The organism is Bacillus sp. SB49, from assembly GCF_000469135.2.
Taxonomy (GTDB): domain Bacteria; phylum Bacillota; class Bacilli; order Bacillales; family Halobacillaceae; genus Halobacillus.
On sequence record NZ_CP048117.1, the window covers coordinates 1,232,981 to 1,257,289 of the forward strand.

Consider the following 24,309-nt stretch of genomic DNA (forward strand, 5'->3'; position numbering starts at 1 on the left):
ATGAAAAAATCATTAATAAGTTTGTTGTCTATGCTTACCCTTGTTTTATTGTTGGCTGCATGCGGAAACAGTGGAGAAGCGGAAGAGAAAGCTTCCGCAGATGAAGAGGGGAAGAAGGAAGAGGTTACGATTGAACACGAGCTTGGAGAAACGACGCTCGAAAAGAATCCTGAACATGTCGTCGTTTTTGACTTCGGTACATTAGACACGCTGGACTCTCTGGGTGTGGAAGTGACAGGGCTTCCTCAGATGAACATCCCTTCTTACTTATCCAAATTCGAATCGTCCGACTATAAGAATGCCGGGGGATTAAAAGAACCTGACTTTGAAGCGATTTATGATATGGACCCTGATTTGATCATCATATCCGGACGTCAGGCTGATCTATATGAAGACTTTAAAGATATTGCTCCGACCATCTATGTGGAGCTGGACGCGGAGAATTACATGGAATCATTCAAAGGAAATGTAGAAATGTTTGGTAAGATCTTCGATAAAGAAAAAGAAGCAGAAAAACAGTTGCTAGATGTCGAGGAGAATATGAAGGCCCTCCAAGAGAAGACAGCCGATATAGATGGGAAAGGATTAATCACACTATCCAACGGCGGAAAAGTAAGTGCGTATGGACCGGGCTCCCGATTTGGGATCATCCATGATGTATTCGGCGTCCCTGCGGTGGATGAAGACCTGGATGTTTCGACACATGGGCAGAATGTTTCCTATGAATATATTGCCGAGAACAATCCTGACTATTTGTTCGTCGTCGACAGAGATGCTGTAGTGAACGGAGAAGCTGCAGCCAAACAGACGATCGAGAACGACCTTGTCAAAGAAACAACGGCATTCAAGGAAGATCAAATCGTTTATTTGGACCCTGACATTTGGTATTTATCCGGCGGTGGATTGACTTCCGTTCAGATGATGGTGGATGAGATCGACAGTGCCGTCTCGAAATAAGGGGGATTCGGAAGCGGGGGATCATTCCTCTGCTTCTTTCCTTCTATTATAATAAATATAAAAAATGAGATAAGGAGGGAAGGGATGAAACGGAAATTCACCATTGGTCAAATGTCGAAGCTGCATAACCTTCCCGTCAAGACTCTCCGTTATTATGATGAGATCGACCTTTTTAAACCGCATGAAGTGGATAAGCGGACAGGGTACCGCTATTATTCCATAGATCAATTCGAGCATTTAAATACGATTCATTATTTAAGAGAGCTTGGCATCCCGTTGAAAGAAATCAAGGATGTATTTGATAGGAGAGATGTCGACTTCTTTTATCATCTGTTGAAACGGCAGGAAGAGGAAGCGGACCGACAGATCAAGGCTCTTCAGAAAGTGAGGCGCCGGGCGCGCAACCGTAAGGAGGAACTGCAGTGGGCAAAGCAGCTGCAGACATGGAATGTACCGATTATTAAAAGAATTCCCGAGCGCCACATTCTGGAGTGGCGGGAGTGCATACGTACAAAGGAAGAGTTGGAACTTGCGCTGCGATCGCTTGAGAACAAGTGTGGGAAGCGTGCATCCATCTTCATCGGTGGTGTCGCTCTGACTGCGGACGTCGGAGAAATCAAGGCAGAGGACACCTATGCCCACCAATCGCTTCTTCTTCTCTCGGAAGAAATGGCAGATGGACCTCATGCCGCCGTCCTTCCAGACCAAGAGTATGTCTGTCTTTACTGCAAAGAGAAACGTGTGACGGTCAAGGACCATTATGAGACAATCTTCCATTATTTAAATGAGGAAGGCTATGAAGTGAACGGGGAGGCGATCGAGCGGGTGATCATCGATGATTATGTGACGAAAAACCCGGAGGAATATCTCTCGGAAATTCAAATACCTGTAAGGAAGATACAGTGAAACCCGGGAATGGAACCGTCCCGGGTTTTTTCATGTTCTTATTCACATTCAAAAAATGTCACGCTTAGACCGGACTTCTCTATACGAGGAAGACCGCCGGCATCGTAGCAGGCATTTACGAGCCCTTCCACTTCCATATGAGAGGCCCGGATGTCCCACCCGATCAAACCGCCGATCCCGATAACAATACCAGTGGTGAACATAGCGAAAACACGGCTTCTTGTCCAACGGATGCTCAAAAAAAGCCCAACCTTTCTTATAAAACTACTGATTCTCTACTTACAAGCATAATATTCCATTAGGTTGGGGGCAAGTCCATTTGGGAAAGAAAAGCAGGAGAATGCCTCTCCAAAGGAGAAATGTTTTTAAAAGGAGGGGATGGTCGATGGCTTATGAACAAAAAACAAAGCCGACAGAGATGGATGTCGACAGTTTCATTGATTCCGTCGAGCAGCCGAGGAAGCGCGAAGACGCCAGGGAGCTTGTAAAGATCTTTGAGGAGACGACGGGTTATGAAGCCCGTATGTGGGGGGCGAGCATCATCGGTTTTGGGACCTATCATTATAAATATCCGACGGGACATGAAGGCGATGCACCCCTCGTTGGATTCTCCCCGCGCAAAGCGAACATCAGCCTGTATTTTGCGACCGGAGATCCGGATCGCTCTGCACGGCTTGCGGACTTAGGGAAACATAAGACCGGAAAAGCATGTGTGTATATTAATAAACTCGCCGATGTGGACACCCTTGTTTTGAAGAAGCTGATCAGGCAGTCCGTCGCTTTTCTTCAGAAGACGTATCCTGAATAAGTTTTTTTCGAAATAATTAGATAAATAGACGGGATTCCAGTTGAAAATAAACCGGAGCTCTTATATCATATTGACTATAAAGAGAATACGAGTATGGGATTTTTCTCAGAGGAGTGTAGCTATGTTAAAAGAATCGGATTTTCCTACAGATGAATTGAAAGAACAATGGATTAAAGTGCGTAATAGAAAGCTGGAAGAGATGGCACAATACATCCAGCGTTACTTCCATCTGATCAAAGTAAGGGAAAACAAGAACAGCTACGAGGTCCAGGGGTATTTCTACCAGCCGGGATTCGGCGAAGTGAAGATGGCCTTCGAATTCAGCTATGAGAATGTGGCCAAGTTCACCGACCTCTTTGACGAACCGATTGAAGATATAAAGTGAGAGAATGGATTCTTGGAGGAGAGTAGGGCTACGGGGAATGGGACGCTTTCCACGGGGCGGCCGGTGAGCCTCCTCATCGCGTTGCTCTTCCGGTGTCTCACCTGTTCCGCTAATCCCGTTGGCGTCTGTCCATTCCCTTCCGCCCTTTGCGGAAATTTTCCTTCAATCATTCGTTTCGTTATAAGTAAGATGAAATGGAGTTTAAAAGGGAACCGGTGTACTTACGTTATAAATATGGGTTTCTGTTTGAGTTTTGCAACAGTTTGAAAAAAAGCCTTCATCCCCAGTGGATGAAGGCTTTTTTTCATGATAAAGGTCAGGACTGCATCATTCGGTAATAGTCGTAGATGGCCTGGGTTCCTTTGTCTTCGCCCCCGGCCTCCTGGAAGCGGTCGTACAGTTCCTTGGCGAGTTTCAAACCTGGAACAGGAATGTCCATGGCCTCGGCGGATTCGATAGCGATCGCCATGTCTTTGATAAAATGCTTCACATAAAAGCCCGGTGCGAAGTCCTCGTTGATCATACGCGGTGCAAGATTGGACAAGGACCAGCTCCCCGCCGCTCCTGCTTCGATGCTCTTCAGGACACGCTTCGGGTCAAGCCCCGCTTCTTCGGCATATAGAATGGCCTCTGTAACGCCCAGCATGCCTGCTGCAATAGCGATCTGATTAGCCATTTTCGTGTGCTGGCCGGCACCGGCCGGACCTTGGAGGACGATATTTGCTCCCATCACTTCCAACACTGGACGGACGGCGTCATAATCGGCTTGTTCTCCACCAACCATGATGGTAAGCGTCCCGTTTCTCGCGCCGATATCCCCTCCGGATACGGGAGCATCGAGAGCGTGGATGCCTGCAGCCTTCGCCTTATCCGCGATTTTTGAAGCAAGGGCAGGAGAAGAAGTGGTCATATCGATGACGTAGGTACCTTCTGTTGCATGCTCTAAGATGCCGTTTTTTCCGAAATAGACTTCCTCAACATCTGTCGGATAGCCGACAATCGTGAGGATGATGTCCGAGCGGCGGGCAAGCTCTGCAACACTATCCTCCCAGACCATCCCTTCCTTCAAGAGTTCTTCTGCCTTCGCTTTTGTTCTTGTGTAAAGATGGATATCATAGCCTGCTTTTTTCAAATGACGGGCCATGCTTTTACCCATGACGCCTGTTCCGATGAATCCGATTGTAGTCATTGCGGACATTCCCTTCTTATGTAAATGATGGTTGAAACTCGGCTTGAAGAGGAAAGAAAAGTATGAAAAATATAGGAAAAGTATAGCAGGAAACCTCGTAAGGACACAAGAAATGATAGAATGAAATGTAAATTAGTGGAATAAGGTAAAGATATATAAAAGTTAGTTTGGGAGGCAGAGAAGCATGGTCATCGATACGAAATCACACTTTAAGCAGTTGGAAGAGAGTCATTTAAGAACAGATGTAAGAGAATCGCCGGAAAAGTTAGGGGAGATCCTTGCGGAAGATTTTTGGGAAATCGGAAGCTCAGGAAAGAAATACGATAGAGAAGCATGTCTGAAAGGCGTGGTCCAGGGGGAGATGGAGCTCTATCATTTTGAAATCCAATCGCTCGCCGATGATACGGTGCTGACCACCTACTACCTTAAGGAGAAGACAAGGGAACGCAATACCCTTCGCAGTTCCATATGGAAGCTGATGGAGGGGCGCTGGCGCTTGTTCTTCCATCAAGGCACCATCACAGATCTGAAGGTGGAAGAGTACGCTCTGTAAACAATATAGGTTCGATCTCTAGCCGCTGCCTGTTTGGATTGCTGTAATAAGTAAGGAACAACGAAAGAAGATCTGAGAATTACTTTAAAAAACAAATAAAAAAACCTTCCGGCCAAGAGGCCGGAAGGTTTTTGGTTACTTCTCTTTATGGAAAAAGTCAGTGAATGCGTGGAAGATCTCCGCACTTTGGTAGATAAATAGAGAACCTGCAGTAAGTGAGAACATTCCAATCATAATCATACGAAACCATAGCATCGCTTTTCTCCTCCTTTGATCATTATCGTTCAATGGGTCAAAGGAGTTTCGCTCACATAATTAGATTGATAGAATATCGGGGTAAGGAACACCCGTCTTCGTGTCTGCGACTGATACGCCGCAGTGTAAACAAGAAGAAGTGTGGCGGCCAGAATGGTAATAGATGTGACCGCAATGGCGTCTTTGTTCAGGGATAGGTCCCCGGAGGACTCTCCGTTATCCAAGACGACATTCTTCTGGATATCCACCTGCATACTCGGGCTGTGCACATGATGGACCATGACCATCGACGCGACCAGGATCAACATGGCTGTCAATATCTTAAGCTGTTTATTCATCCTCGCCCCTCCTTGTAAGTGGATAATGTTAATATTATATAACAGACCATCTGAAAATTGAACTGTTTTGATTGTAAAGATTTCTGAACAGCTGTTCAGGTCCTTTTTCATAAGTCCTTTGATTTATTGAAGCAAGTGGTAAAATGTACTAAAATTTATTTAGGAATGAATGATCATTCCGCTTTTTGGAGGAGAGAATCACCATGAAGACAGCAACTACGAAACGAGACGACATTCTGGACAGCGCCTTGACCCTGTTCGCCGAGCGCGGCTATGATGCCACGACGATTCCGATGATTGCGAAGGATGCGAACGTAGGGGCAGGGACGATCTATCGGTATTTTGATAATAAGGAAGTCCTCGTTAATACGCTGTTTCAACAGTATGTGCATGTGTTCATTACGATGCTTAAAGAAGGGTATCCGACTGACAAAAGTATCCGGGAACAGTTCCATCATCTGTTCCAGCGGATGGTCCGGTTTACGAACGAGCATGACCATGCTTTATACTTCCTGAAAACACATAATGCTGCTTATTTTTTGGATGAACGAAGTGAAGAAGCGTTTACGGAATTGTGGAGCATCCTCCGCGACTTCGTGGAGGAAGGGAAGAAAGCGAAAGAAATACGCGATTTGCCGACAATGGCCTTGATTGCCATTATTTTCGGCAGTTTTCTCGAATTGCAGCAGCTGATCCGCTCTGGTGATCTGAAAGTGGATGAAGCGCTTCTCTGTGGAGTAGAAGACAGCTGTTGGGACGCTGTGCGCCATCATTCCTGATGGGGCGGAGCTTCCTTAACCCACAAACGGAATGAACGTTCATTCCGCAATTATTGAAAGAGGTGACGGTTCATGACTCAATACAATCAACTGCCAAGACCGAAAACATATGGACCATTAGGAAACTTACCGGCCCTGGATAAAGAAAAGCCTGTCCAGACGTTTATGAAGATGGCGAAAGAACTCGGTCCGATCTATCAATTTGAGTTCCCTGGACGGACGAGTACATTCGTATCCAGTGCGGAACTCGCAGCGGAGATCTGCGATGAGAAACGCTTCGATAAAAGTGTTGGTCCTGCACTCCAGAAAGTACGGGCCTTTGGAGGAGACGGACTGTTTACGAGTGAAACAAGCGAGCCGAACTGGAAGAAAGCCCATCAGATTCTTCTGCCGAGCTTCAGTCAGCAGGCGATGAAAGGCTACCATGACAAGATGCTCGACCTCGCCACCCAGCTCGTTCAGAAGTGGGAACGATTGAATGCAAGCGAAGAAATTGATGTCCCGGAAGATATGACGCGCCTGACCCTGGATACGATCGGTCTGTGCGGATTTAATTTCCGTTTCAACAGTTTTTACAGAGAGGATATGCACCCGTTCGTCGAGAAAATGGTGCGTGCTCTTGATGAATCCATGAGCCAGACACAGCGGCTCCCATTCCAGGATAAACTGATGCTTAAGACGAAGAAACAGTTCGAGGCGGATATCGATGATATGTTCAAGCTTGCCGATGAGCTGATAGCGGAGCGGAAACGGAATGGAGATAACGGGGAAAACGATCTGCTATCCCATATGCTGGAAGGGAAAGATCCTGAGACGGGCGAAGGACTGAGTGATGAGAATATCCGTTATCAAATGCTCACCTTCCTCATTGCCGGACACGAAACGACGAGCGGTCTGCTTTCCTTTGCGCTTTACTTCCTTATGAAGAATCCCGATAAGCTTCAGAAAGCCTATGAAGAAGTGGATGCCGTGCTCGGCGATGACGTTCCGGATTATAAGCAGGTGAAACAGTTGAAATATGCCCGCATGATCCTCAATGAAACACTGAGACTATGGCCGACCGCGCCGGCGTTCACCGTCTATGCGAAGGAAGATACGACACTGGCAGGTAAATATTCCGCTCAAAAAGGAGAAGTGTTCACGCTTTTGACTCCGGAATTGCACAGAGATACAGCCGTGTGGGGAGAGGATGTCGAAGCGTTCTGTCCGGAGCGGTTTGAGGATCCTTCCAAAATTCCTCACCATGCATTCAAACCGTTCGGTAACGGGCAGCGTGCGTGTATCGGACAGCAGTTTGCCATGCATGAGGCGACGATCGTCCTCGGTATGGTCCTTCAGCAGTTCGAGCTGATTGACCATACGAACTACGAGCTGGATGTGAAAGAAACGCTGACACTGAAGCCGGAAGGGCTGACGATGAAGGTACGCCCGCGTGTGGAGAAAACGGCCTTCTATAACCCGGAGGCGAAAGGGCAGGAAACAAAAGCACATGATACACCTGCCATTACGAATGACGGACACGGGACGCCGCTTCTGTTCTTATATGCATCCAATATGGGGACAGCGGAAGGAGTCGCCCGTGAGCTTGCTGAAAAAGCATCTTCCCTGGGGTTTGCAACGGATGCGGCCCCGCTCGACAGCCGCACCGGGGATCTGCCCGAAGAAGGAGCGGTTATTTTCGTTTCTGCTTCTTATAACGGTCACCCTCCGGACAATGCTGTTCGATTCATGGAATGGATTTCAACCGCAGAAGAAGGCGCGTTGAACGGCGTTTCCTACACGGTGTTTGGATGTGGAGACCGCAACTGGGCGACGACTTACCAGAAGGTTCCACAGGAAATTGATCGTTATATGGAAGCGAAAGGTGCAGAACGGATCGTTCCGCGCGGGGAAGGGGATGCCGGCGATGATTTTGACGGTGACCTCGAGAAATGGCAGGAGAAGCTGTGGGACGGTTTGGCTGCTCATTTCGAATTGGAAGTGAAAGCAGGAGAGAATTCCACAAGCTCGATTGCTCTGAAGTTCGTCAGTGGAACGTCCTACACACCGGTAGCCCGTGCTTACGACGCCTTTACAAGTGAAGTAGCAGCGAACCGCGAACTGCAGAAATCAGGCAGCCGGAGCACCCGTCATCTTGATATCAAGCTTCCTGATGGAGTGACTTACCAGGAAGGTGACCACCTTGGTGTGCTTCCGGAAAATGGGGAAGAGCTCCTCGCTCGTGTCTGCACCCGCTTTGATGTGAAAGCGGAGGATTACGTCCTGCTTGAAGAGGGTTCCGGGAAGGCGAAGCACCTTCCATCCGGACAGCCGATCAAGCTTGGGGACCTGCTTGCTTCCCACGTCGAACTGCAGGAACCGGCAACGAGAGCTCAGATTCGTGCCCTTGCTGCCTGCAACCCTTGTCCACCGCATAAAGTGGAGCTTGAGGAACTGTTGGAAGACGAAACGTATAAGAGCGAAGTGCTGAAAAAACGCCGGACGATGCTGGAGCTGTTGGAGATTTATCCTTCCAGTATGATGGAATTTGACCAGTTCCTTGCGCTTTTGCCGGCACTAAAAGTCCGTTACTATTCCATTTCCAGCTCCCCGGCTAAAAACGACAGGGAAACGAGTATTACCGTGTCCGTCGTCGAAGATGAAGCGTGGAGCGGGACAGGAATTTACAAAGGAGTAAGCTCCAATTACCTTGCCGACCGGAAGCCGGGAGACCGGATCGCCTGTTTCATCCGTACACCGGAAACGGCTTTCCACCTGCCGGAGAGTCTGGAGACGCCGATCATTATGGTCGGTCCGGGGACTGGGGTCGCCCCTTTCCGTGGTTTTCTGCAGAAACGCAGCCTTCAAAAACAGGCAGGTAAAACGCTTGGAGAAGCGCACCTGTACTTCGGGTGTCGTCATCCGGAAGAGGATTATCTTTATGAAGAGGAATTGCAGGCAGCGGAAGCGGAAGGAATCGTCACTCTTCACACCGTCTTCTCGAGAGTCGGTGCAGAGAAATGCTACGTCCAGCATATAATGGAAGAGGATGCAGCGAAGCTGGTAGACCTGCTTGACAATGGTGCGCATCTCTACATCTGTGGAGACGGAAGCAGGATGGCACCGGATGTGACCGCAATGCTTCAAAGAAGTTATCAACATATCCATGATACGGATGAGCAGACAGCCGTCGAATGGCTGAATCAACTTGAGAAAGAAGGCCGCTTTGCCAAGGACGTCTGGGCAGGTGCCTGATTGGAACGCCTCCTGATTTTTCAGGAGGCGTTTTTTCTTTGATGGAAAAGTGGTTTTTCTGTTGAAGAGCGGGCTCCGGCTTTCCACGGGCTCTGCTGTTCCCTTTATCCACTCCCAGCGCCCAGCAGCTGAAATGCCTTTTGTTTATACTTACATAAAAGGGAATCGTTTACATTGTTGCGGATCGGGGAAAGTACCAGCATGCTGTCTTTTTTTGGTAGGTGGAGCTTGGCGGAGAAGTCAAGGGTGTCATTTAACAAATAAGGGAGGAATCGTCATGGGTGGAAATCGTGCGGTGGCCTATACAGGAAACGGTGGCGTGACGGTAAAGGAAATTGATTTTCCAGAATTGGTATTGCGGGATGGTCCGGGAGTGAATCCAAAGAATGTCGGCAGGAAGTGTGAGCACGGCGTTATATTAAAAGTGGTCTCGACAAATATTTGCGGAAGCGATCAGCATATGGTCCGTGGACGGACGACGGCCCCGGAAGGACTGGTGCTCGGCCATGAAATAACCGGAGAAGTGATGGAAACGGGAAGGGACGTCGAATTTGTGAAGAAAGGGGATCTCGTCTCCGTTCCATTTAATATAGCCTGCGGGCGCTGCCGCAACTGTATCGAAGGGAAGACGCATATTTGTCTGAATGTGAACCCCGACCGGCCGGGGTCGGCCTACGGGTATGTCGATATGGGCGGATGGGTCGGCGGTCAGGCGGAATATGTCATGGTCCCCTATGCAGATTTCCAAGTATTGAAGTTCCCGGATAAAGACGAAGCGATGGAGAAGATGCTGGATTTGACGATGCTCTCTGATATTTTCCCGACCGGTTTTCATGGTGCTTATACGGCCGGGGTACAGATGGGTTCGACGGTTTATATTGCAGGTGCCGGCCCGGTCGGTCTGGCCGCAGCCCATTCTGCCCAGCTTCTCGGGGCATCGACCGTCATTGTCGGGGATTTAATAGAAGAAAGACTGGAGCAGGCGAGAAGTTTCGGCTGCGAAACGATTAATGTTGCCAAGCATGATGATCTATCCGAACAGATTGATCAGATCCTCGGTGCTCCGGAGGTGGATGCCGCTGTCGACTGTGTCGGCTTCGAAGCGCACGGACATAACCACGAGGAAGCTCCTGCCGCGGTGCTGAATTCGGCGATGAAGGCGGCGAAGGCCGGCGGTGGCCTCGGTATTCCCGGACTCTACGTCACGGAAGACCCGGGCTCCTCTGATGAGGATGCCCGCCGTGGGACGCTGAAGCTTGATTTCGGCCTCGGTTGGGCGAAAGCACAAACCTTCGTTACTGGTCAGACGCCTGTCATGCGCTATCACAGAGGATTGATGATGTCGATTTTGAAAGGGAAGGCGCAGATTGCCAAGGCGGTGAATGCGACCGTGATCGGTCTGGACGAAGCTCCTCAAGGATATGAAGCGTTCGATGACGGTGCGGCGAAGAAATTCGTCCTTGATCCACACGGACTCTTGAAGAAATAGAGGGTGGAAAAAGCGCCTCGGAAACGGGGGGCTTTTTTCTGATGGCGGAGGTTTCTTCCGACCTGTCCTCATCACGCACGAAGGGACAGGACGGAGGGAGGTCGAAAGGATTACACTAGAAGGGAGGAACCAGTGGTTTCCTTAGAGGAGGAAAGGCATGACTGAATTTTATGTAGATGTTTTACAGGTGCGGAAAGACGCATTTCTAGCCGGGGAAGAGCTGGGGAGATACTGGCGGGACCTTCCGATGCTCGACAATATAAAAGCGATGACAAAGGAATCGATTGACATGGAGGAATGTCGAGCCATCTTCCGTCATTTCGATCCGGTCCTCCTTGAAGAGCTTGAGGGCATGGCAGCCGGCGTGGGTATTTCTTATGCGGAAGCGGCCGCCTTGTTCAGCGGATATGACGTCCCGAAAGCGGAGGGAATGGGCTGTTCTGCTTTGTTGACACCTGGCTATTATGTGCGGAATTATGATTTTACTCCCGCTCAATACGAAGGTGTTTTTCTCCTTCAGCAGACGAAAGATGTCCTTGCAACTGCCGGCTATACGCTGCAGCAGTTGGGAAGGCATGACGGCGTCAATGAAGCCGGGGTGGTCATCGGACTGCATTTCGTCAGTCATCACAGCTACAGGGAGGGCGTTTCCCCATGGCTTGCCGTTCGAATGGTGCTGGATCAGTGCCGGAACGCAGAGGAAGCGGTCGATGTATTGAAAGAGGTTCCACATGCTGCCTGTTACAACTTTTCGGTCGGGGACGACACGGGAGCCCGCGTGATTGTGGAAGCATCTCCTGGCAGGGTAGTCGTTCATCGCTCGGATGATGTCCTTGGCTGTTCGAATCATTTCGATAGTACTCCTTTAATGGATAGAAACCGAAAGAATGTCCACGTTTCACAGAAAAGAAAGCAGGACATGGAACAGCTTGTCCTGCCGGATCAGAAGGCAGCGTTCGATCATTTTCGGAATCCGGATTCTCCCCAATTCTTCCATCATTATAGAGAAATGTTCGGAACGCTGCATACCTTTTCTTACCATTACGAGACAAAAAGAATCCTGACGACGATTGCGCGGTCACACGAAGTGCTGGATGTACAATGGGAGGAATGGGTGCGGGGGACGGATATCGATACGGGGAAGATGAAAGGCAGAATTATAGAAGGGGGCTGAAAGGAAATGTGGAAGAGAGAGGTAGTGTCTACGAAAAGAGGAGCTTTCGAAGTGTTTACGAAAGGAAAAGGAGCACCGTTATGTGTGACCCATCATTATTCCGAATTCAATGAAACGGGAGATTATTTCGCGGATACGTTCACGGAAACCCATACCGTTCATCTTATTAACCTGCGCGGGGCAGGGGGTTCGGTTGAAGCGGAAGAGCCTTATCAACTCGGCATGCTTGAGACGGTGTTTGATTTGGAAGCGGTCCGGGAAGCGCTGGACTATGAGAAGTGGGCATTTGCCGGCCATTCCATCGGCGGGATGCTTGGTGTCCTTTATGGTATTTTCTTCTCGGAAAAATTGAACGGGGCTGTTATTACAGGCTCTGCAGCCAGAGACTACGCTACGCTTTCTCCGGCGTGTATTTACAACCCCTCCCACCCGCAGTTTGAGAAGATGCAGCAGCTGATCGAAACGTTGAAGCTCGATACGCTGTCGGAAGCGGAACGGAAGGAGCGGACAATGGAGCGGACGAAACTCTCCCTCGTTGATCCGGATGCGTATCCGGCTCTCTTCGATAAACCGATACATAAGCGGATCGCTTCAGAACGGCTGAATTTCTTCAACCGTGAATTCCCTTTATTTGATGTGACGAGGAAGCTCCCGTGGATCACGACGCCCGTTTTAATTCTTTGTGGGAAGTTTGACGTGCAGTGTCCGCTTGAATACTCCGTAGAAATGGAGCAGCTCATTCCGGATGCCTCTCTGATCGTTTTCGAACAAAGCAATCATTATCCATTCCTTGAGGAGCAGGAGAAATTCAAGGCGGAAATCCAACGCTTCACAGAGACGCTTGCCGCCCGTGCCTGATCTTCGTGAAAAACGTGGCATGAATGCCTGCTTCTGTCATAGAATATTCGTGGGGTGAGAATATGCCGAGAGTGAAATATACAGATGCAGATGTCGCTTTGATGGCGAGGATGATGCGGGCCGAGGCGGAAGGGGAAGGGAAGCAGGGCATGCTGTACGTCGGAAACGTCATTGTCAACCGGGCCAAGGCGGACTGCCTTGACTTCCGGGATGTGCGGACGATCCGTCAGGTGATATTCCAAGTGCAGGGCAACAACTACTCTTTCGAAGCGGTCCAAAAAGGGAATCTGTTCTACAACCGTGCCCGTTCCATCGAAAAAAGGTTAGCGAAAAGAAACCTGGATTACTGGCGGGAACATCCGGCGAAGTATGCTCTTTGGTATTTCAATCCGTATGGGCCGTGTCCACCGACGTGGTACGACCAGCCGTTCGCCGGCCAGTTCAAGAACCACTGCTACTATGAGCCGCAGCCGAACACGTGTGACAGTGTTTATATCGGTAACTAGAGGAAGAAACGATTATCCGAGCCCGGGTAATCGTTTTTTTTATTGATGGAGAGTGGGAAGTGGCTTGGAAAAGGAAAAGGACGGTGCAGCATCGAATAATATCTAAGATGTATGTTTGGAAAAGGGAGGATTTACAGTGGTCACGATATACATAACCAGGCACGGGGAGACCGTGTGGAACAGGGAAAAACGAATGCAGGGATGGCAGAATTCACCCCTGACGGAACAAGGGGAAAAGGATGCCGCATCGCTTGGAGACAGGCTCCGGAGTACCGAATTTGCCGCCGTATATTCCAGTCCGAGTGGACGGGCGCAGCAGACGACCGAGTTGATCCGGGGAGAGCGGAAAATCCCCGTCTATCTGGAGGAAAAGCTGAAGGAAATTCACCTTGGAGAATGGGAAGGACGGACGCAGGAAGAAATCAAAACGGACTTTCCGGAAAGCTTCGACATGTTCTGGAACGCACCACATCGTTATCTTCCCCACGGTGGAGAAACGTTTGAGGCATTTCGATCACGAATTGACGCCTTCCTGAATTCGCTGGCATATCATTCGAATCAAAACGTGCTGATCGTCGCACATGCAGTCGTCATTAAATGCATGATGCTGATACTGAACGGGAAACCGCTCGCTTCTTTATGGGATCCGCCGTTCATCCATGGGACGAGCGTAACCGTCGTCCGACTGGAAGACGGGCAGTGTGAGGTGCTTCTGGAGGGGGATACCTCTCATATAAATAGAAATGAAGGAAAGGGAAAAGCGATGCAGATTGTTAGAATGAAGGAAAAGCACGACCGGGAGATGGAGCGGATTATTAAGCAGTCCCTGGAATCGTTCGGGTTGGATATCCCCGGCACTGCTTATTATGATCCTGAGCTTCCTCACCTGTCCCATTTTTACGAGAGGACACCGTTTGCTGAGTATTGGGTGGCGCTGGGTGATTCAGGGGAAGTGTTGGGCGGTGTCGGAATCGCACCGTTTGCTGAGGAAGAAGGAGTCTGTGAACTGCAGAAGCTGTATGTGAAGCCGGAGGCGCAGGGGCGGGGAACGGCTAAAGCACTGATGGAGACGGCTCTGGATTATGCGGCCCGCCATTACGAGTACTGTTATTTAGAGACAGTAGAGAAACTGGAGGCTGCCAACCGTCTGTACCGGAAGTTCGGCTTTTCCTTATTGGAAGAGGCGCTGGCCGGTTCCGGACACGGGGCGATGGACAGCTGGTATAAGAAAAAATTGTAAAAATCCTTTATGGCTGGAGCGTCGTCTCCAGCTTATTTTATTTGCTTTCATACATCTATTTAAAATGAGAATCATTTTCAAATATAGTGAAACGAACAAGCTCCCTCCTTCGTAGATAGAGAAGGAGGTGGACCGAATGAAGGATGAATCGTTTCATTATTGGATCGCCGGCACCGCCCTTGGCTCCTGGCTGCTTCATTTCGCTGGAAACCTCGATTTCTATGAAACAGAAAAAATCATTTCCGGCATCGTGTTTAGTTTCATCACCGTAATTATTTATGTTCTCCTTACCTTCTTCTATTACCGGCGGAGGTAGATGGTTTTAGTACATATAGGGAGGATAATAGTAGACGGGGTGGATATAAGCGGCCTGCTGCGGGTACCTCCATTGTGCACCGGTTCTCCGGGTGCAGTTGGAATAAGAACCGATATAGGTGCTCGGCTGGATCGGTGCCGTTACTTCCTTCCATTTCTGTTCGTCCATGCAGTACGTGTGCGCCATGACCTCCGGCGGGGTAAATTTCAAGATATCAGAGCCGAGAATCACTTCCGGATTCGGTGCATCGAATATGGCGAGCAGGTGGGTGTCGTCGGCCGTTGCGACTTCATAATGCCACCATCCCTGAGGGACGTTTGCGACCTGCCCCGGGGTAATAGGGAAATGCAGCAGCTCTTTCGTGAACGGTTGAAGAAGAGAAACAGTGGCGGCACCGGAAATGCAGTAGACCAGCTCTGCTGCGTTTTGATGGTAATGCGGCTCTACGACGTTCCCTTTTGTCAGAAATATATCCAGCAGGGACGAACCTTCCAGCGTATTCAGCTGCTTCTGACCTAAGATGTTGATTTTGTTATGAGCGTCTTTTGTAAACAGAGGACTTGTATTGACATCAAAGAAATAGTCGGCTTCAGAAGAAGTGGGATCCGCGTTTCCTGTCATACCTCTCACCTCATTATCGTTGTTGTAGTAACGTATGAATCCGGAGGAAAAAGGTGCATCACGCCTGTCGCCGCAGCATAGACTACAGCGGGGAAAAGACCCGATTGACGTTCCGCGGTGAATAGGGTATGATAGTCTCACTTACCACAGGTCATACCTGTGGGAACAGGATCGTGTCATCCTCCAAAGGGGAGTAGCTTACAGTGATGTCGACAATACGTGGTCATGGAAATGATCGCCGGCTAAACTGGCAACGTACCGTTGTTTGCGAGACCTTTGCCATTTAAGGTAAAGGTCGGAATCTCATACATGTAGAGACCTTTACCCTGGTTATAAACGGTGAAGGTCTTTTTTGTATTCCAATAAAGCCGTTCCCCGGCGGATCTGTATCAGGGAGGAGAAAGCCTATCGAGGATGGAGAACAGCGTCTTGTGGACAAATGGATCAAGGAAGGATACACATATTATGAATAAAGGGGATAGGTTATGGAAACGTCGATGAAGCTTGCAGCAGTGGCTCTGTTGATTCTATTGACAGCGTTCTTTGTTGCAAGCGAATTTGCGATTGTAAAGGTAAGGAAGAGTAGGTTGGAAGCACGGGCAGACGAAGGGAACAAGCGGGCGAAAGCGGCTCTGAAAGTGGCAGGGAACCTCGACTATTACTTGTCTGCGTGTCAATTGGGAATCACGATCACGGCACTTGGACTGGGGTGGCTCGGCGAACCGACGCTGGAAGTCCTGCTTCATCCGCTGTTCAGCGGCCTTGACTTACCATCTGGTTTATCTCATACGATCAGCTTTGCTATCGCGTTTTTCATTATCACGTTCTTACATGTGGTATTAGGAGAATTAGCGCCGAAAACGATGGCGATCCAAAAGGCAGAATCCATTACACTGATGCTTTCGCCTCCATTGATTATTTACAGTAAAATTATGTACCCGCTGATCTGGCTTTTGAATGGATCAGCCAATATGCTGATCCGTTTGTTCGGATATAAGACTGCGAAAGAGTCGGATGACGTGCATTCGGAAGAAGAACTGCGCCACATCCTGTCTGAGAGCTACGAAAAAGGGGAAATCAACCAGTCGGAATTCCAATATGTCGAGCGCATATTCGACTTCGATGATCGCCTGGCCAAAGAAATCATGGTCCCCCGGACGGACGTCGCCGTTGTGGATGTGGAAGATCCTTTAGAGGAATCCCTCTCTTTCATCAAAGAAGAGAGGTACACGAGGTACCCCGTCATTCAGGGGGATAAAGACCATGTGATCGGTGTGCTTCATATTAAAGAGCTCTTTCGTCAAGACGCTGTCGATTCGCTGGAGAGGTTCATCCGTCCGGTGACGAGCGTGTTTGAGAATATACCGATTCGTGAACTGCTTGTGCGGATGCAGCAGGAAAAGACGCAGCTCGTCCTGCTTACAGATGAGTATGGTGGCACGTCGGGAATCGTTACGGTCGAAGATATCATTGAAGAAATCGTAGGAGACATCCGGGATGAATTCGATGAAGAAGAGGAAGAGATCGTCAAGGAAGAAGACGGGAGCTTTCTGATCGATGGGAAAGTGTCGATCGTAGACGTGAACCACTACTTTGAACTGGAGCTCGAGAACGGAGATGTCGACACGATTTCGGGATGGATTCTGAAAAACGATGTCGATGCCGGAGAAGGTACGATTCTTCAGCACGGCCCGCACAGCTTCGAAGTGGCGAGCAAAGAAAACGGGCAGATCAGAAAAGTGAAACTGTCGTTATAATTGAAAAAAGCGTGCTTCCGATAAGGGAAGCACGCTTTTTTTACGGGTGTTCTTTTCCTTTTTAAGGATTTTTACTAGTTATTTAGAATCTTTATATTATCATTATCATCCATTTTTTTCTGTTCAATTATTAATTTATGTAAGAAATATACTTTTATATAAGTCTTTTTAATCTTTTTTATGTATGTGAATTGCGTTCTAATTAACCAGTTTAAAAGAAAATGGGTGATTGACGGAACTTTTTCCATGAAAGGGCTTTATCAAAGGTGCGGTATGGGATGGAGACGGATGGGGAAGGGGCCGATGGGAATCGTGTCGCTTTCATCCTCTTTTCGTCGAAATGGTGCGGTTTTTGTCAGAATACGCGTTTATGTTATACTACTCCACATGTGTTTTTGAAATAAGGTTGTAAACATCGAGGAGGGTAATTTGTGGAGTTTGATTTAACTCTTGCCACATGGTGTTGGCTGCTTATTCCAATGCCGTTGTTAATTATCATATGCATCATTACATTCTTTACAGAAAAGGGAGAGAAGTGAATCACCAATGGACATAAACATTCAAACCTTAATCGCAATTATTGTATACCTCGTAGGGATGCAGATCGTCGGTTACGTCGCCGCCCGGTTGACGAGCGATCTGTCTGACTACGTGCTTGGGGGAAGAAGACTGACCCCTGGTGTCGCCGCCCTGAGTGCCGGATCCTCGGACATGAGTGGATGGCTGATGCTCGGACTTCCTGGTGCGATGTACCTCACCGGAATGAACTCGATCTGGCTTGCGATCGGTCTTGCTACCGGAGCGTTCATGAACTGGCAGTTCGTTGCCAAGCCGTTCCGTGTCTACACCGAAGTCGCGAAGGATTCCATCACGGTTCCGGATTTCTTTGAGAACCGTTTCCACGATCATACGAAAGTGCTTCGTGTATTATCTGCGATCATCATCTTGATCTTCTTTACTTTCTATACATCTTCCAGTCTCGTAGGAGGTGCGGTGCTGCTGGAGAACTCCTTCGGTATGAACTACCGACTTGCTTTATGGGTAGGTGCCGCTGTTATTCTTTCCTATACGCTGTTCGGCGGGTTCCTTGCCGCGAGCTGGACCGACTTTATCCAGGGAATCTTGATGTTCCTTGCGTTGATTATCATACCGATTGTTGCCATTCAAGAACTCGGCGGCTGGAATGAAACCGTCCAGGCAATTGGAAATATGGATACGTCTTATCTTGACGTCTATTCCGGCGTGACGGTCATCAGTGTCGTGTCGCTGCTTGCCTGGGGACTCGGTTACTTTGGACAGCCACATATCGTCGTACGATTCATGGGAATCCGTTCAACGAAAGACATCCCGAAAGCGCGGATGATTGGTATGGGTTGGATGATCATTTCCCTGTTCGGCGCGATATTTGTCGGTTTTGCCGGTATCGCTTATTTCGCTGATGCACCGCTTGCCAATTCGGAAACGGTCTTCATCATGTTCTCGCAGGTATTGTTTAACCCATGGGTCGCCGGGTTCCTGCTGGCAGCGATTCTGTCTGCCATTATGAGTACGGTCGATTCCCAGCTGCTTGTATCTTCCAGTGCCCTGGCGCAGGACTTCTATAAAGCGATCTTCCGTAAAGAAGCGAGCCAGAAAGAAGAGATGATCGTCGGCCGTATTTCCGTTATCGGAATTGCGTTCATCGCTGTCCTGCTTGGATATGACCGCGATAGTAAAGTGCTTGAGCTGGTCAGTTATGCATGGGCAGGTTTCGGTGCTGCATTCGGTCCGTTGATTCTGCTTGCCTTGTTCTGGAAGCGGATGACGCGTAACGGTGCGGTAGCGGGGATTCTCGTCGGTGCCGTCACGGTCATCGTCTGGAGCAGCCTGGAAGGTGGAATCTTCGACCTTTACGAGCTTGCCCCTGGGTTTGTGTTCTCCTTCCTGTCTATTATTATTGTCAGTCTGATCGGCAAAGAGCCGCCTCAATCCGTGCAGGATGAGTACGATCAGTATAAAGAGAAAATGAAACAGGCATAAGCTGTGAGCCCTCTATCCTTGGGTAGGGGGCTTTTCGTTTGTTAAAGAAGGTATATCTAGGGGGGGGAGGGGCTCCGGGAAATGGGACGCTTTCCACGGGGCGGCCGGTGAGCCTCCTCATCGCGTTGCTCTTCCGGGGTCTCACCTGTTCCGCTAATCCCGCTGGAGTCTGCCCATTTCCCTCCGCCCCTGCTACATTTATCCTCTAATAATCAGTTGAAGAAAGCCGCTAGTGTGTTTGTCAGGGCAGAAAATTCCGTTTTTATATGGAGTGAAGAAATATTTAAGGGTGAGCTCCTGTACTTTTTCTAATACTCGTTCTGTGGAATGTCTTCCTGAGTCGTCGGTCAGACATTTTTACCAGGATTGTAAATTATATGGGAAGTGGTATTGTAAATATTGTGTAAAGACAGTGGACGAATACTTCTGCTTGTCTTCTAATAGCTTTATTATAGAAAGAAATGTTTGTTCATAAGCCTTCACTAAATAGAAAAAAGAGTGGGGAATGACATGGAGAACTGGCTGTTGGATATGATGAACAATTATGGGTACATAGGGATTTTACTGCTGATCGCTTTGGAAAATGTGTTTCCACCGATCCCGTCAGAGGTCATCCTTACGTTCGGTGGATTTCTTACGACTTCGACCTATATGAGCGTGGCCGGTGTCGTTGCGGCATCGACGGCAGGTTCTGTGATCGGGGCGCTCGTGTTGTACGGTATTGGCCTGCAGCTCGATGTGGAGCGGATGGAGAAGCTCATCGACCGCTACGGGCGTGTGTTGAGATTGACGAAGGAAGATGTCTGGAAAGCAGACCGCTGGTTCGATAAGTACGGCCCGTGGACGGTATTCTTCTGCCGGTTCGTGCCGCTGGTCCGCAGTTTGATTTCGATTCCGGCGGGGATGTCGAACATGCCGCTCGGTATTTTTCTGCTGTTGACGACGCTAGGGACATTGATATGGAATGTCGTACTCGTCAACGTCGGTGCTTCTGTAGGCGAGTCCTGGACGGAAGTTGTCCGCTATATGGACGTGTATTCTACCATTATCTATATCCTTTTGGGGATAGCCTTCCTTCTCTTCGTTCTGCTGTACTTGAAGAAGAAAAGAAGGAAGAAATAGAGGAGAGAAGTCAATGGGATTGTGGGTATTCCTTGTTGCTGTCGTGCTCGGCTTTGTAGAGGGATTGACCGAGTTTGCACCTGTATCATCGACCGGGCATATGATCATCGTCGATGAGCTTTGGCTGCACTCCAAGGAGCTGTTCAGCGAACCGGTCGCCAACACGTTCAAAGTGGTCATCCAATTAGGTTCCATCCTTGCTGTTGTCGTCATTTTCAAAGACAAATTCAAACAGATGCTTCACGTAGGGAAGCCCGTGGATAGAAGCGGACCGAAGCTGAAGCTTTCACAGGTCATCGTCGGCATCATTCCCGCGGGGATTCTCGGATTTCTATTTGAAGATTATATTGATACGTATCTTTTTTCCGTTCAGACGGTCATTATCGGCCTTGCTGCCGGAGCCGTCCTTATGATCTTTGCCGATTATTATCAGAAAGGACAGAGACACACGACGATGACGGTCGACCGCATCACATACCGGCAGGCGTTTGGGATGGGACTGTTTCAATGTATCGGCCTGTGGCCGGGGTTCTCAAGGTCCGGATCGACGATTTCAGGAGGGGTGCTTCTCGGAATGAGCCACCGGGCGTCCTCGGATTTCACGTTCATCATAGCTGTCCCGATCATGCTCGGTGCGAGTGGGCTGTCTTTGATGAAGAACCTGGAATACTTCACGGTTGATGCGTTTCCGTTCATTGCCGTCGGTTTCATCAGTGCATTCGTGTTTTCGCTTGTGTCGATCCGCTTCTTCCTGAAGCTGATCAACAGGATCAAGCTCGTTCCGTTCGCCATCTACCGAATCCTGCTTGCCGGCTTGTTGTATATGCTGTATTTTTGAAGGAAGCTGCCGCCCCCTTGAGGATGGCAGCTTTTTTGTTGTTCATAAGAGGAGGGGTTGCGGAAAAAGCGGTGTTTTCCATGGGCATCCGGTTCGTGTCCTCTTTCTTTACATACATCAACACCGGGCGTGCTCCTGCAACGAACGGCTTTAGTCAGGAGGTTTCTTTTTGGCGTTTGAATATCAGTTCATAGTAGGAAGGAATGCCGTAGCTGCTTGATCCTGGTGCAAAGATCTGGACCAGTTCCCATCCGTCCTTTGCCTGTTCGTGAACGACTTCGTGGTAGTCATTTTCCGGCTTCCTGCGTAACGAAGATAGTTCCAACTTGATGAATTTATGTTCATACATGTGCGACACCTCCAGATTATATTCTTCTATACGTATCAACTACACGTTTGTTTCAAAAATCTGGTAGGATATAATCGGGAGGAGGGAGACGGTTGGTATCTTTCATTTTCATCGTTATCATATTCTTCATATGTATGAGCATCAGCTCTGTAATGAATGTGCTGCTAAAAACGACGGGGAAGCGGGACTGGTTCCTTTCATTCGTGCTGAGTCTTGCCATTGCTCTCTTCGCTTCCGGTGTACTTTGAAGAGATGGAAAGGGAGGAAATGGGGATGGATTTTTTCGGATGGAATGTGGTTCTTGATAAGAGCTTGAAACCATACATAGATAAGGACCATCAACGGATGGCGGTGCTTACCGCAGAAGATGACGACATCCATATAGCACTCGAGATGGATGAGGACGGGAGCCTCGTCATGCATCCGAGGTGGAACGTCAAAATCGTTCTAAGGGAAGAGAAGCTGGTCGAGCTTACAACGAACAGCTGAGAGGAGAGGTTTGAAACCATCATGAAGAAAACACGATGGATGTTGGGCGTTCTGTTTGTACTTGCCGCCTGTCAAAACAGCCAGGCTTCCAGTGGACTTACCGTGAAGCCGGCGGAGCTTTCGGAAGAAGGAGAAGTATTGGCAAAACAGATCTATGCGGATTTCAAAATGTTCTACACGCTTGATGGAAGCATTGGAGAAGATGAGGTGGTCGTCGCTTCCATGACGACCTATGAGAATGGGAAAGAAACGGCAGAGGCGCTGTCTACTTTTGAATCCTGGGAAGGAGGGGACTTTGAGGAAGCACTTCATTCGTTCCAGCTGTTGAGGTCTGAGGAAGGAGTGGACTTCATCATAGGTTCCCCGGAAGGGTATGTGGCTTCCAGTCACAGTGGTCAAGGGGAGAAGGAGGAGATGGGATATATCTTTCAATCTCTTGAACAGGAAGAAACTCTCGAAAAAGGCCGCCCCCTTTATGTGGGCTATGTGAAAGGTTCCACCGGTAATTCCTTAGAAGCACCAGGGATAGGGGACGCTCACACTTTTCCTGAAGATCTGAAACAGGCGGAAGAAGCGATTGTCCTTGAGCTTCAAATCAAAAACAAACACGATATAGAATGAAGAATCCCCGGCTGCGAGGCAAGCCGGGGATTCTTATCATGATCCTATCTTTCTGTATTCTTCGGCCATTTCCAGCTCCTTCGTCTGCGTGAAGGCACTCACGATGACGACGAGTGCAATATTTGTAAGCAATCCGAGAATCCCCGGGTTGATATCAAGCGGCTGGCTGTCTGCGACAAGTTGGTAGTAGTAGTTGACGATTGTTCCGACGATCATGCCGGTTACGACAGCGGGTGCAGTGACACGTTTAGAATAAAGGGCGGCATACACGCCCGGGGCAAATTGAACAATGGAGCCATAAGCTCCGAGCAGCAGGGCGATAAGCCCCTGTCCTCCGAAAACGGTGATGAAGTAGGCGAGTCCACCGATTACGAAGACGCCGATCCGCATAATGAGAAGCGTCTGTTTCGATGACAAATCTTTTTTGACATTTTTGATGAAGCCGTCCGTCAGCTCAAGAGAGGCGCTGTGGGTGATGGCGTCGGCCGTACTCATCGCGGCGGCAAGCGCTCCGGCACCGACAAGGCCGTATACCCATCCAGGGAGGTTCATCACGGTCGTGATCAAGTAAGGAAGGATCTCATCCGGTGACCCGATCTGAGAGGGATCGATGACGTTGACGGAGGCGAAACCGACAAATAAAAGTGGAATTAGAAACAGGGCGAAGACCGGATAGACAAGCACTGTCTTCTTGATCGTCCGGGCTTTCGTCGCGTAGGATTTAGAGAATAAGTGCGGCCACATCAGGAACCCGATGGTCGATACGAGAATCATTGTCGTATAGGCCATGGCTGACATGGTCGATCCTTCTGCTCCGATCTGGAGGAAGCCTGGATTCGATTCCGTAAGATTTCGGAACATGTTCGGGATGCTGTCATGCAGCTGGTTGACGATTGTGATTCCGACGGTCCATGAAATGACGATCATGAGAATTCCCTGAAAGACATCCGACCAGGCTGCCGCCCGGAGCCCGCCGGTCGCGACATAAACGACAACGATGCCGTAGGAAAGAAGGGCGCCCAGCCAAATCGGGATTCTTCCTTCGGTCATGATGTTGAAGATGTAGGCCATTCCTTTCATCTGCGTCGCTAAATATTGAATGGAAGCAAGCAGTGTAATGATACCGATCAGCATCGCGAGTCCGCGGCTGGAATAGCGCTTCTGCAGGAAGCCGGAGACGGTATACAAGTTGTGCTTGCGGCCGATCTTACCGATTTTCGGACCAATTATGTACCACGGAAGAATGGCGAAAGCGGTGTAGGTGATGATGTACAGGGCGGGTGCTCCGCGGGAGAACGCCCATCCTGGAGCGCCGAGGAAGGAGAAAGCGCTGAAGACGGCTCCTCCCATGAGGAACCACATGACGAAGAGTCCCAGATTTCCGCCTGCAACGGTGAATTCCTCCAACGACTCTTTGTCCTGTTTGCGCCCGGCCAGGACACCGATAATTAAGGCGACGACTAAATAACCGATCATCATGATCATTGCGATCTGCCATTGTGTCAT

26 protein-coding genes are annotated in these 24,309 nt (G+C 49.1%); 20 read left to right on the forward strand and 6 right to left on the reverse strand.

Going from position 1 to position 24,309, the window contains the following annotated elements; genetic code table 11:
* Window positions 1-957: a siderophore ABC transporter substrate-binding protein gene (locus tag M662_RS06410; RefSeq protein ID WP_026578412.1), complete on the forward strand. Its 957-nt coding sequence runs from the start codon at window positions 1-3 to the stop codon at window positions 955-957.
* Window positions 958-1,041: 84 nt separating this feature from the next.
* Window positions 1,042-1,863, forward strand: a complete 822-nt coding sequence (locus M662_RS06415; protein WP_026578413.1) for a MerR family transcriptional regulator — start codon at window positions 1,042-1,044, stop codon at window positions 1,861-1,863.
* Window positions 1,864-1,901: 38 nt separating this feature from the next.
* Here M662_RS06415 and M662_RS06420 read toward each other — a convergent pair whose 3' ends face one another.
* Window positions 1,902-2,102: a hypothetical protein gene (locus M662_RS06420; RefSeq protein WP_026578414.1), complete on the reverse strand. Its 201-nt coding sequence runs from the start codon at window positions 2,100-2,102 to the stop codon at window positions 1,902-1,904.
* 146 nt (window positions 2,103-2,248) lie between these two features.
* Here M662_RS06420 and M662_RS06425 point away from each other — a divergent pair, with 146 nt between their 5' ends.
* Both M662_RS06425 and M662_RS06430 read left to right on the forward strand, forming a co-directional pair.
* Window positions 2,249-2,671 carry a DUF1801 domain-containing protein gene (locus M662_RS06425; protein WP_008636481.1) on the forward strand — a complete coding sequence of 141 codons (423 nt, stop codon included), beginning with the start codon at window positions 2,249-2,251 and terminating at the stop codon, window positions 2,669-2,671.
* 121 nt (window positions 2,672-2,792) lie between these two features.
* Entirely contained in the window at window positions 2,793-3,056 is a 264-nt protein-coding gene (locus M662_RS06430) for a hypothetical protein (RefSeq protein WP_008636480.1), read from the forward strand.
* Window positions 3,057-3,372: 316 nt separating this feature from the next.
* Here M662_RS06430 and M662_RS06435 read toward each other — a convergent pair whose 3' ends face one another.
* The gene (locus M662_RS06435; RefSeq protein WP_008636479.1) at window positions 3,373-4,245 is read right to left on the reverse strand and encodes an NAD(P)-dependent oxidoreductase; all 873 of its coding nucleotides are present in this window, start codon (window positions 4,243-4,245) and stop codon (window positions 3,373-3,375) included.
* A 184-nt stretch (window positions 4,246-4,429) separates the two neighbouring features.
* Between M662_RS06435 and M662_RS06440 the strand changes: the two genes are divergently transcribed.
* Window positions 4,430-4,798, forward strand: a complete 369-nt coding sequence (locus M662_RS06440) for a nuclear transport factor 2 family protein (RefSeq protein WP_008636478.1) — start codon at window positions 4,430-4,432, stop codon at window positions 4,796-4,798.
* Between the two features lie 284 nt (window positions 4,799-5,082).
* Here M662_RS06440 and M662_RS06445 read toward each other — a convergent pair whose 3' ends face one another.
* On the reverse strand, window positions 5,083-5,391 hold the full coding sequence (locus tag M662_RS06445) for a hypothetical protein (RefSeq protein WP_008636477.1): 309 nt from the start codon (window positions 5,389-5,391) through the stop codon (window positions 5,083-5,085).
* Window positions 5,392-5,594: 203 nt separating this feature from the next.
* Here M662_RS06445 and M662_RS06450 point away from each other — a divergent pair, with 203 nt between their 5' ends.
* From M662_RS06450 to M662_RS06490, 8 genes are all read left to right on the forward strand, one after another.
* The gene (locus M662_RS06450) at window positions 5,595-6,170 is read left to right on the forward strand and encodes a TetR/AcrR family transcriptional regulator (protein ID WP_026578415.1); all 576 of its coding nucleotides are present in this window, start codon (window positions 5,595-5,597) and stop codon (window positions 6,168-6,170) included.
* 72 nt (window positions 6,171-6,242) lie between these two features.
* A complete protein-coding gene (locus M662_RS06455; protein ID WP_026578416.1) occupies window positions 6,243-9,404 on the forward strand; it encodes a bifunctional cytochrome P450/NADPH--P450 reductase in 3,162 nt (1,053 codons plus the stop codon).
* Window positions 9,405-9,681: 277 nt separating this feature from the next.
* Complete coding sequence (fdhA, locus tag M662_RS06460; RefSeq protein ID WP_008636474.1) at window positions 9,682-10,893, forward strand: formaldehyde dehydrogenase, glutathione-independent; 1,212 nt, start codon at window positions 9,682-9,684, stop codon at window positions 10,891-10,893.
* Window positions 10,894-11,050: 157 nt separating this feature from the next.
* Window positions 11,051-12,067: a C45 family autoproteolytic acyltransferase/hydrolase gene (locus M662_RS06465; protein ID WP_026578417.1), complete on the forward strand. Its 1,017-nt coding sequence runs from the start codon at window positions 11,051-11,053 to the stop codon at window positions 12,065-12,067.
* Window positions 12,068-12,073: 6 nt separating this feature from the next.
* On the forward strand, window positions 12,074-12,925 hold the full coding sequence (locus M662_RS06470; protein ID WP_026578418.1) for an alpha/beta fold hydrolase: 852 nt from the start codon (window positions 12,074-12,076) through the stop codon (window positions 12,923-12,925).
* A 62-nt stretch (window positions 12,926-12,987) separates the two neighbouring features.
* Window positions 12,988-13,431, forward strand: coding sequence for a cell wall hydrolase (locus M662_RS06475; RefSeq protein ID WP_026578419.1), 444 nt, complete (start codon window positions 12,988-12,990; stop codon window positions 13,429-13,431).
* Window positions 13,432-13,567: 136 nt separating this feature from the next.
* The gene (locus tag M662_RS19680; RefSeq protein WP_328700175.1) at window positions 13,568-14,671 is read left to right on the forward strand and encodes a bifunctional histidine phosphatase family protein/GNAT family N-acetyltransferase; all 1,104 of its coding nucleotides are present in this window, start codon (window positions 13,568-13,570) and stop codon (window positions 14,669-14,671) included.
* A gap of 136 nt (window positions 14,672-14,807) precedes the next feature.
* Complete coding sequence (locus tag M662_RS06490; RefSeq protein ID WP_026578420.1) at window positions 14,808-14,987, forward strand: hypothetical protein; 180 nt, start codon at window positions 14,808-14,810, stop codon at window positions 14,985-14,987.
* A 6-nt stretch (window positions 14,988-14,993) separates the two neighbouring features.
* Here the strand turns inward: M662_RS06490 and M662_RS06495 are convergent, their stop codons facing one another.
* On the reverse strand, window positions 14,994-15,608 hold the full coding sequence (locus M662_RS06495) for a cupin domain-containing protein (RefSeq protein WP_026578421.1): 615 nt from the start codon (window positions 15,606-15,608) through the stop codon (window positions 14,994-14,996).
* A gap of 485 nt (window positions 15,609-16,093) precedes the next feature.
* On the opposite strand from M662_RS06495, the gene M662_RS06500 reads away from it, so the two are divergent.
* The 4 genes from M662_RS06500 (at window position 16,094) to M662_RS06515 (ending at window position 21,344) form a co-directional block, all read left to right on the forward strand.
* Window positions 16,094-17,365, forward strand: coding sequence for a hemolysin family protein (locus M662_RS06500; RefSeq protein ID WP_026578422.1), 1,272 nt, complete (start codon window positions 16,094-16,096; stop codon window positions 17,363-17,365).
* A 546-nt stretch (window positions 17,366-17,911) separates the two neighbouring features.
* Window positions 17,912-19,384, forward strand: coding sequence for a sodium/proline symporter PutP (putP, locus tag M662_RS06505; RefSeq protein WP_008636458.1), 1,473 nt, complete (start codon window positions 17,912-17,914; stop codon window positions 19,382-19,384).
* A gap of 510 nt (window positions 19,385-19,894) precedes the next feature.
* Window positions 19,895-20,506, forward strand: coding sequence for a DedA family protein (locus tag M662_RS06510; protein ID WP_026578423.1), 612 nt, complete (start codon window positions 19,895-19,897; stop codon window positions 20,504-20,506).
* Window positions 20,507-20,519: 13 nt separating this feature from the next.
* Window positions 20,520-21,344: an undecaprenyl-diphosphate phosphatase gene (locus M662_RS06515; protein WP_026578424.1), complete on the forward strand. Its 825-nt coding sequence runs from the start codon at window positions 20,520-20,522 to the stop codon at window positions 21,342-21,344.
* A gap of 154 nt (window positions 21,345-21,498) precedes the next feature.
* Here M662_RS06515 and M662_RS06520 read toward each other — a convergent pair whose 3' ends face one another.
* Window positions 21,499-21,693, reverse strand: coding sequence for a DUF4177 domain-containing protein (locus M662_RS06520; protein WP_008637989.1), 195 nt, complete (start codon window positions 21,691-21,693; stop codon window positions 21,499-21,501).
* 92 nt (window positions 21,694-21,785) lie between these two features.
* Here M662_RS06520 and M662_RS06525 point away from each other — a divergent pair, with 92 nt between their 5' ends.
* Genes M662_RS06525 through M662_RS06535 form a run of 3 tightly spaced genes read left to right on the forward strand, consistent with a single transcriptional unit; the run spans window position 21,786 to window position 22,803 of the window.
* A complete protein-coding gene (locus tag M662_RS06525; protein ID WP_161484892.1) occupies window positions 21,786-21,941 on the forward strand; it encodes a hypothetical protein in 156 nt (51 codons plus the stop codon).
* A gap of 25 nt (window positions 21,942-21,966) precedes the next feature.
* Window positions 21,967-22,182 carry a hypothetical protein gene (locus M662_RS06530; protein ID WP_008637990.1) on the forward strand — a complete coding sequence of 72 codons (216 nt, stop codon included), beginning with the start codon at window positions 21,967-21,969 and terminating at the stop codon, window positions 22,180-22,182.
* 21 nt (window positions 22,183-22,203) lie between these two features.
* Window positions 22,204-22,803 carry a hypothetical protein gene (locus M662_RS06535; protein WP_026578425.1) on the forward strand — a complete coding sequence of 200 codons (600 nt, stop codon included), beginning with the start codon at window positions 22,204-22,206 and terminating at the stop codon, window positions 22,801-22,803.
* A 36-nt stretch (window positions 22,804-22,839) separates the two neighbouring features.
* On the opposite strand, the gene M662_RS06540 is transcribed toward M662_RS06535, so the two are convergent.
* Window positions 22,840-24,309, reverse strand: coding sequence for a sodium:solute symporter family protein (locus M662_RS06540; RefSeq protein WP_026578426.1), 1,470 nt, complete (start codon window positions 24,307-24,309; stop codon window positions 22,840-22,842).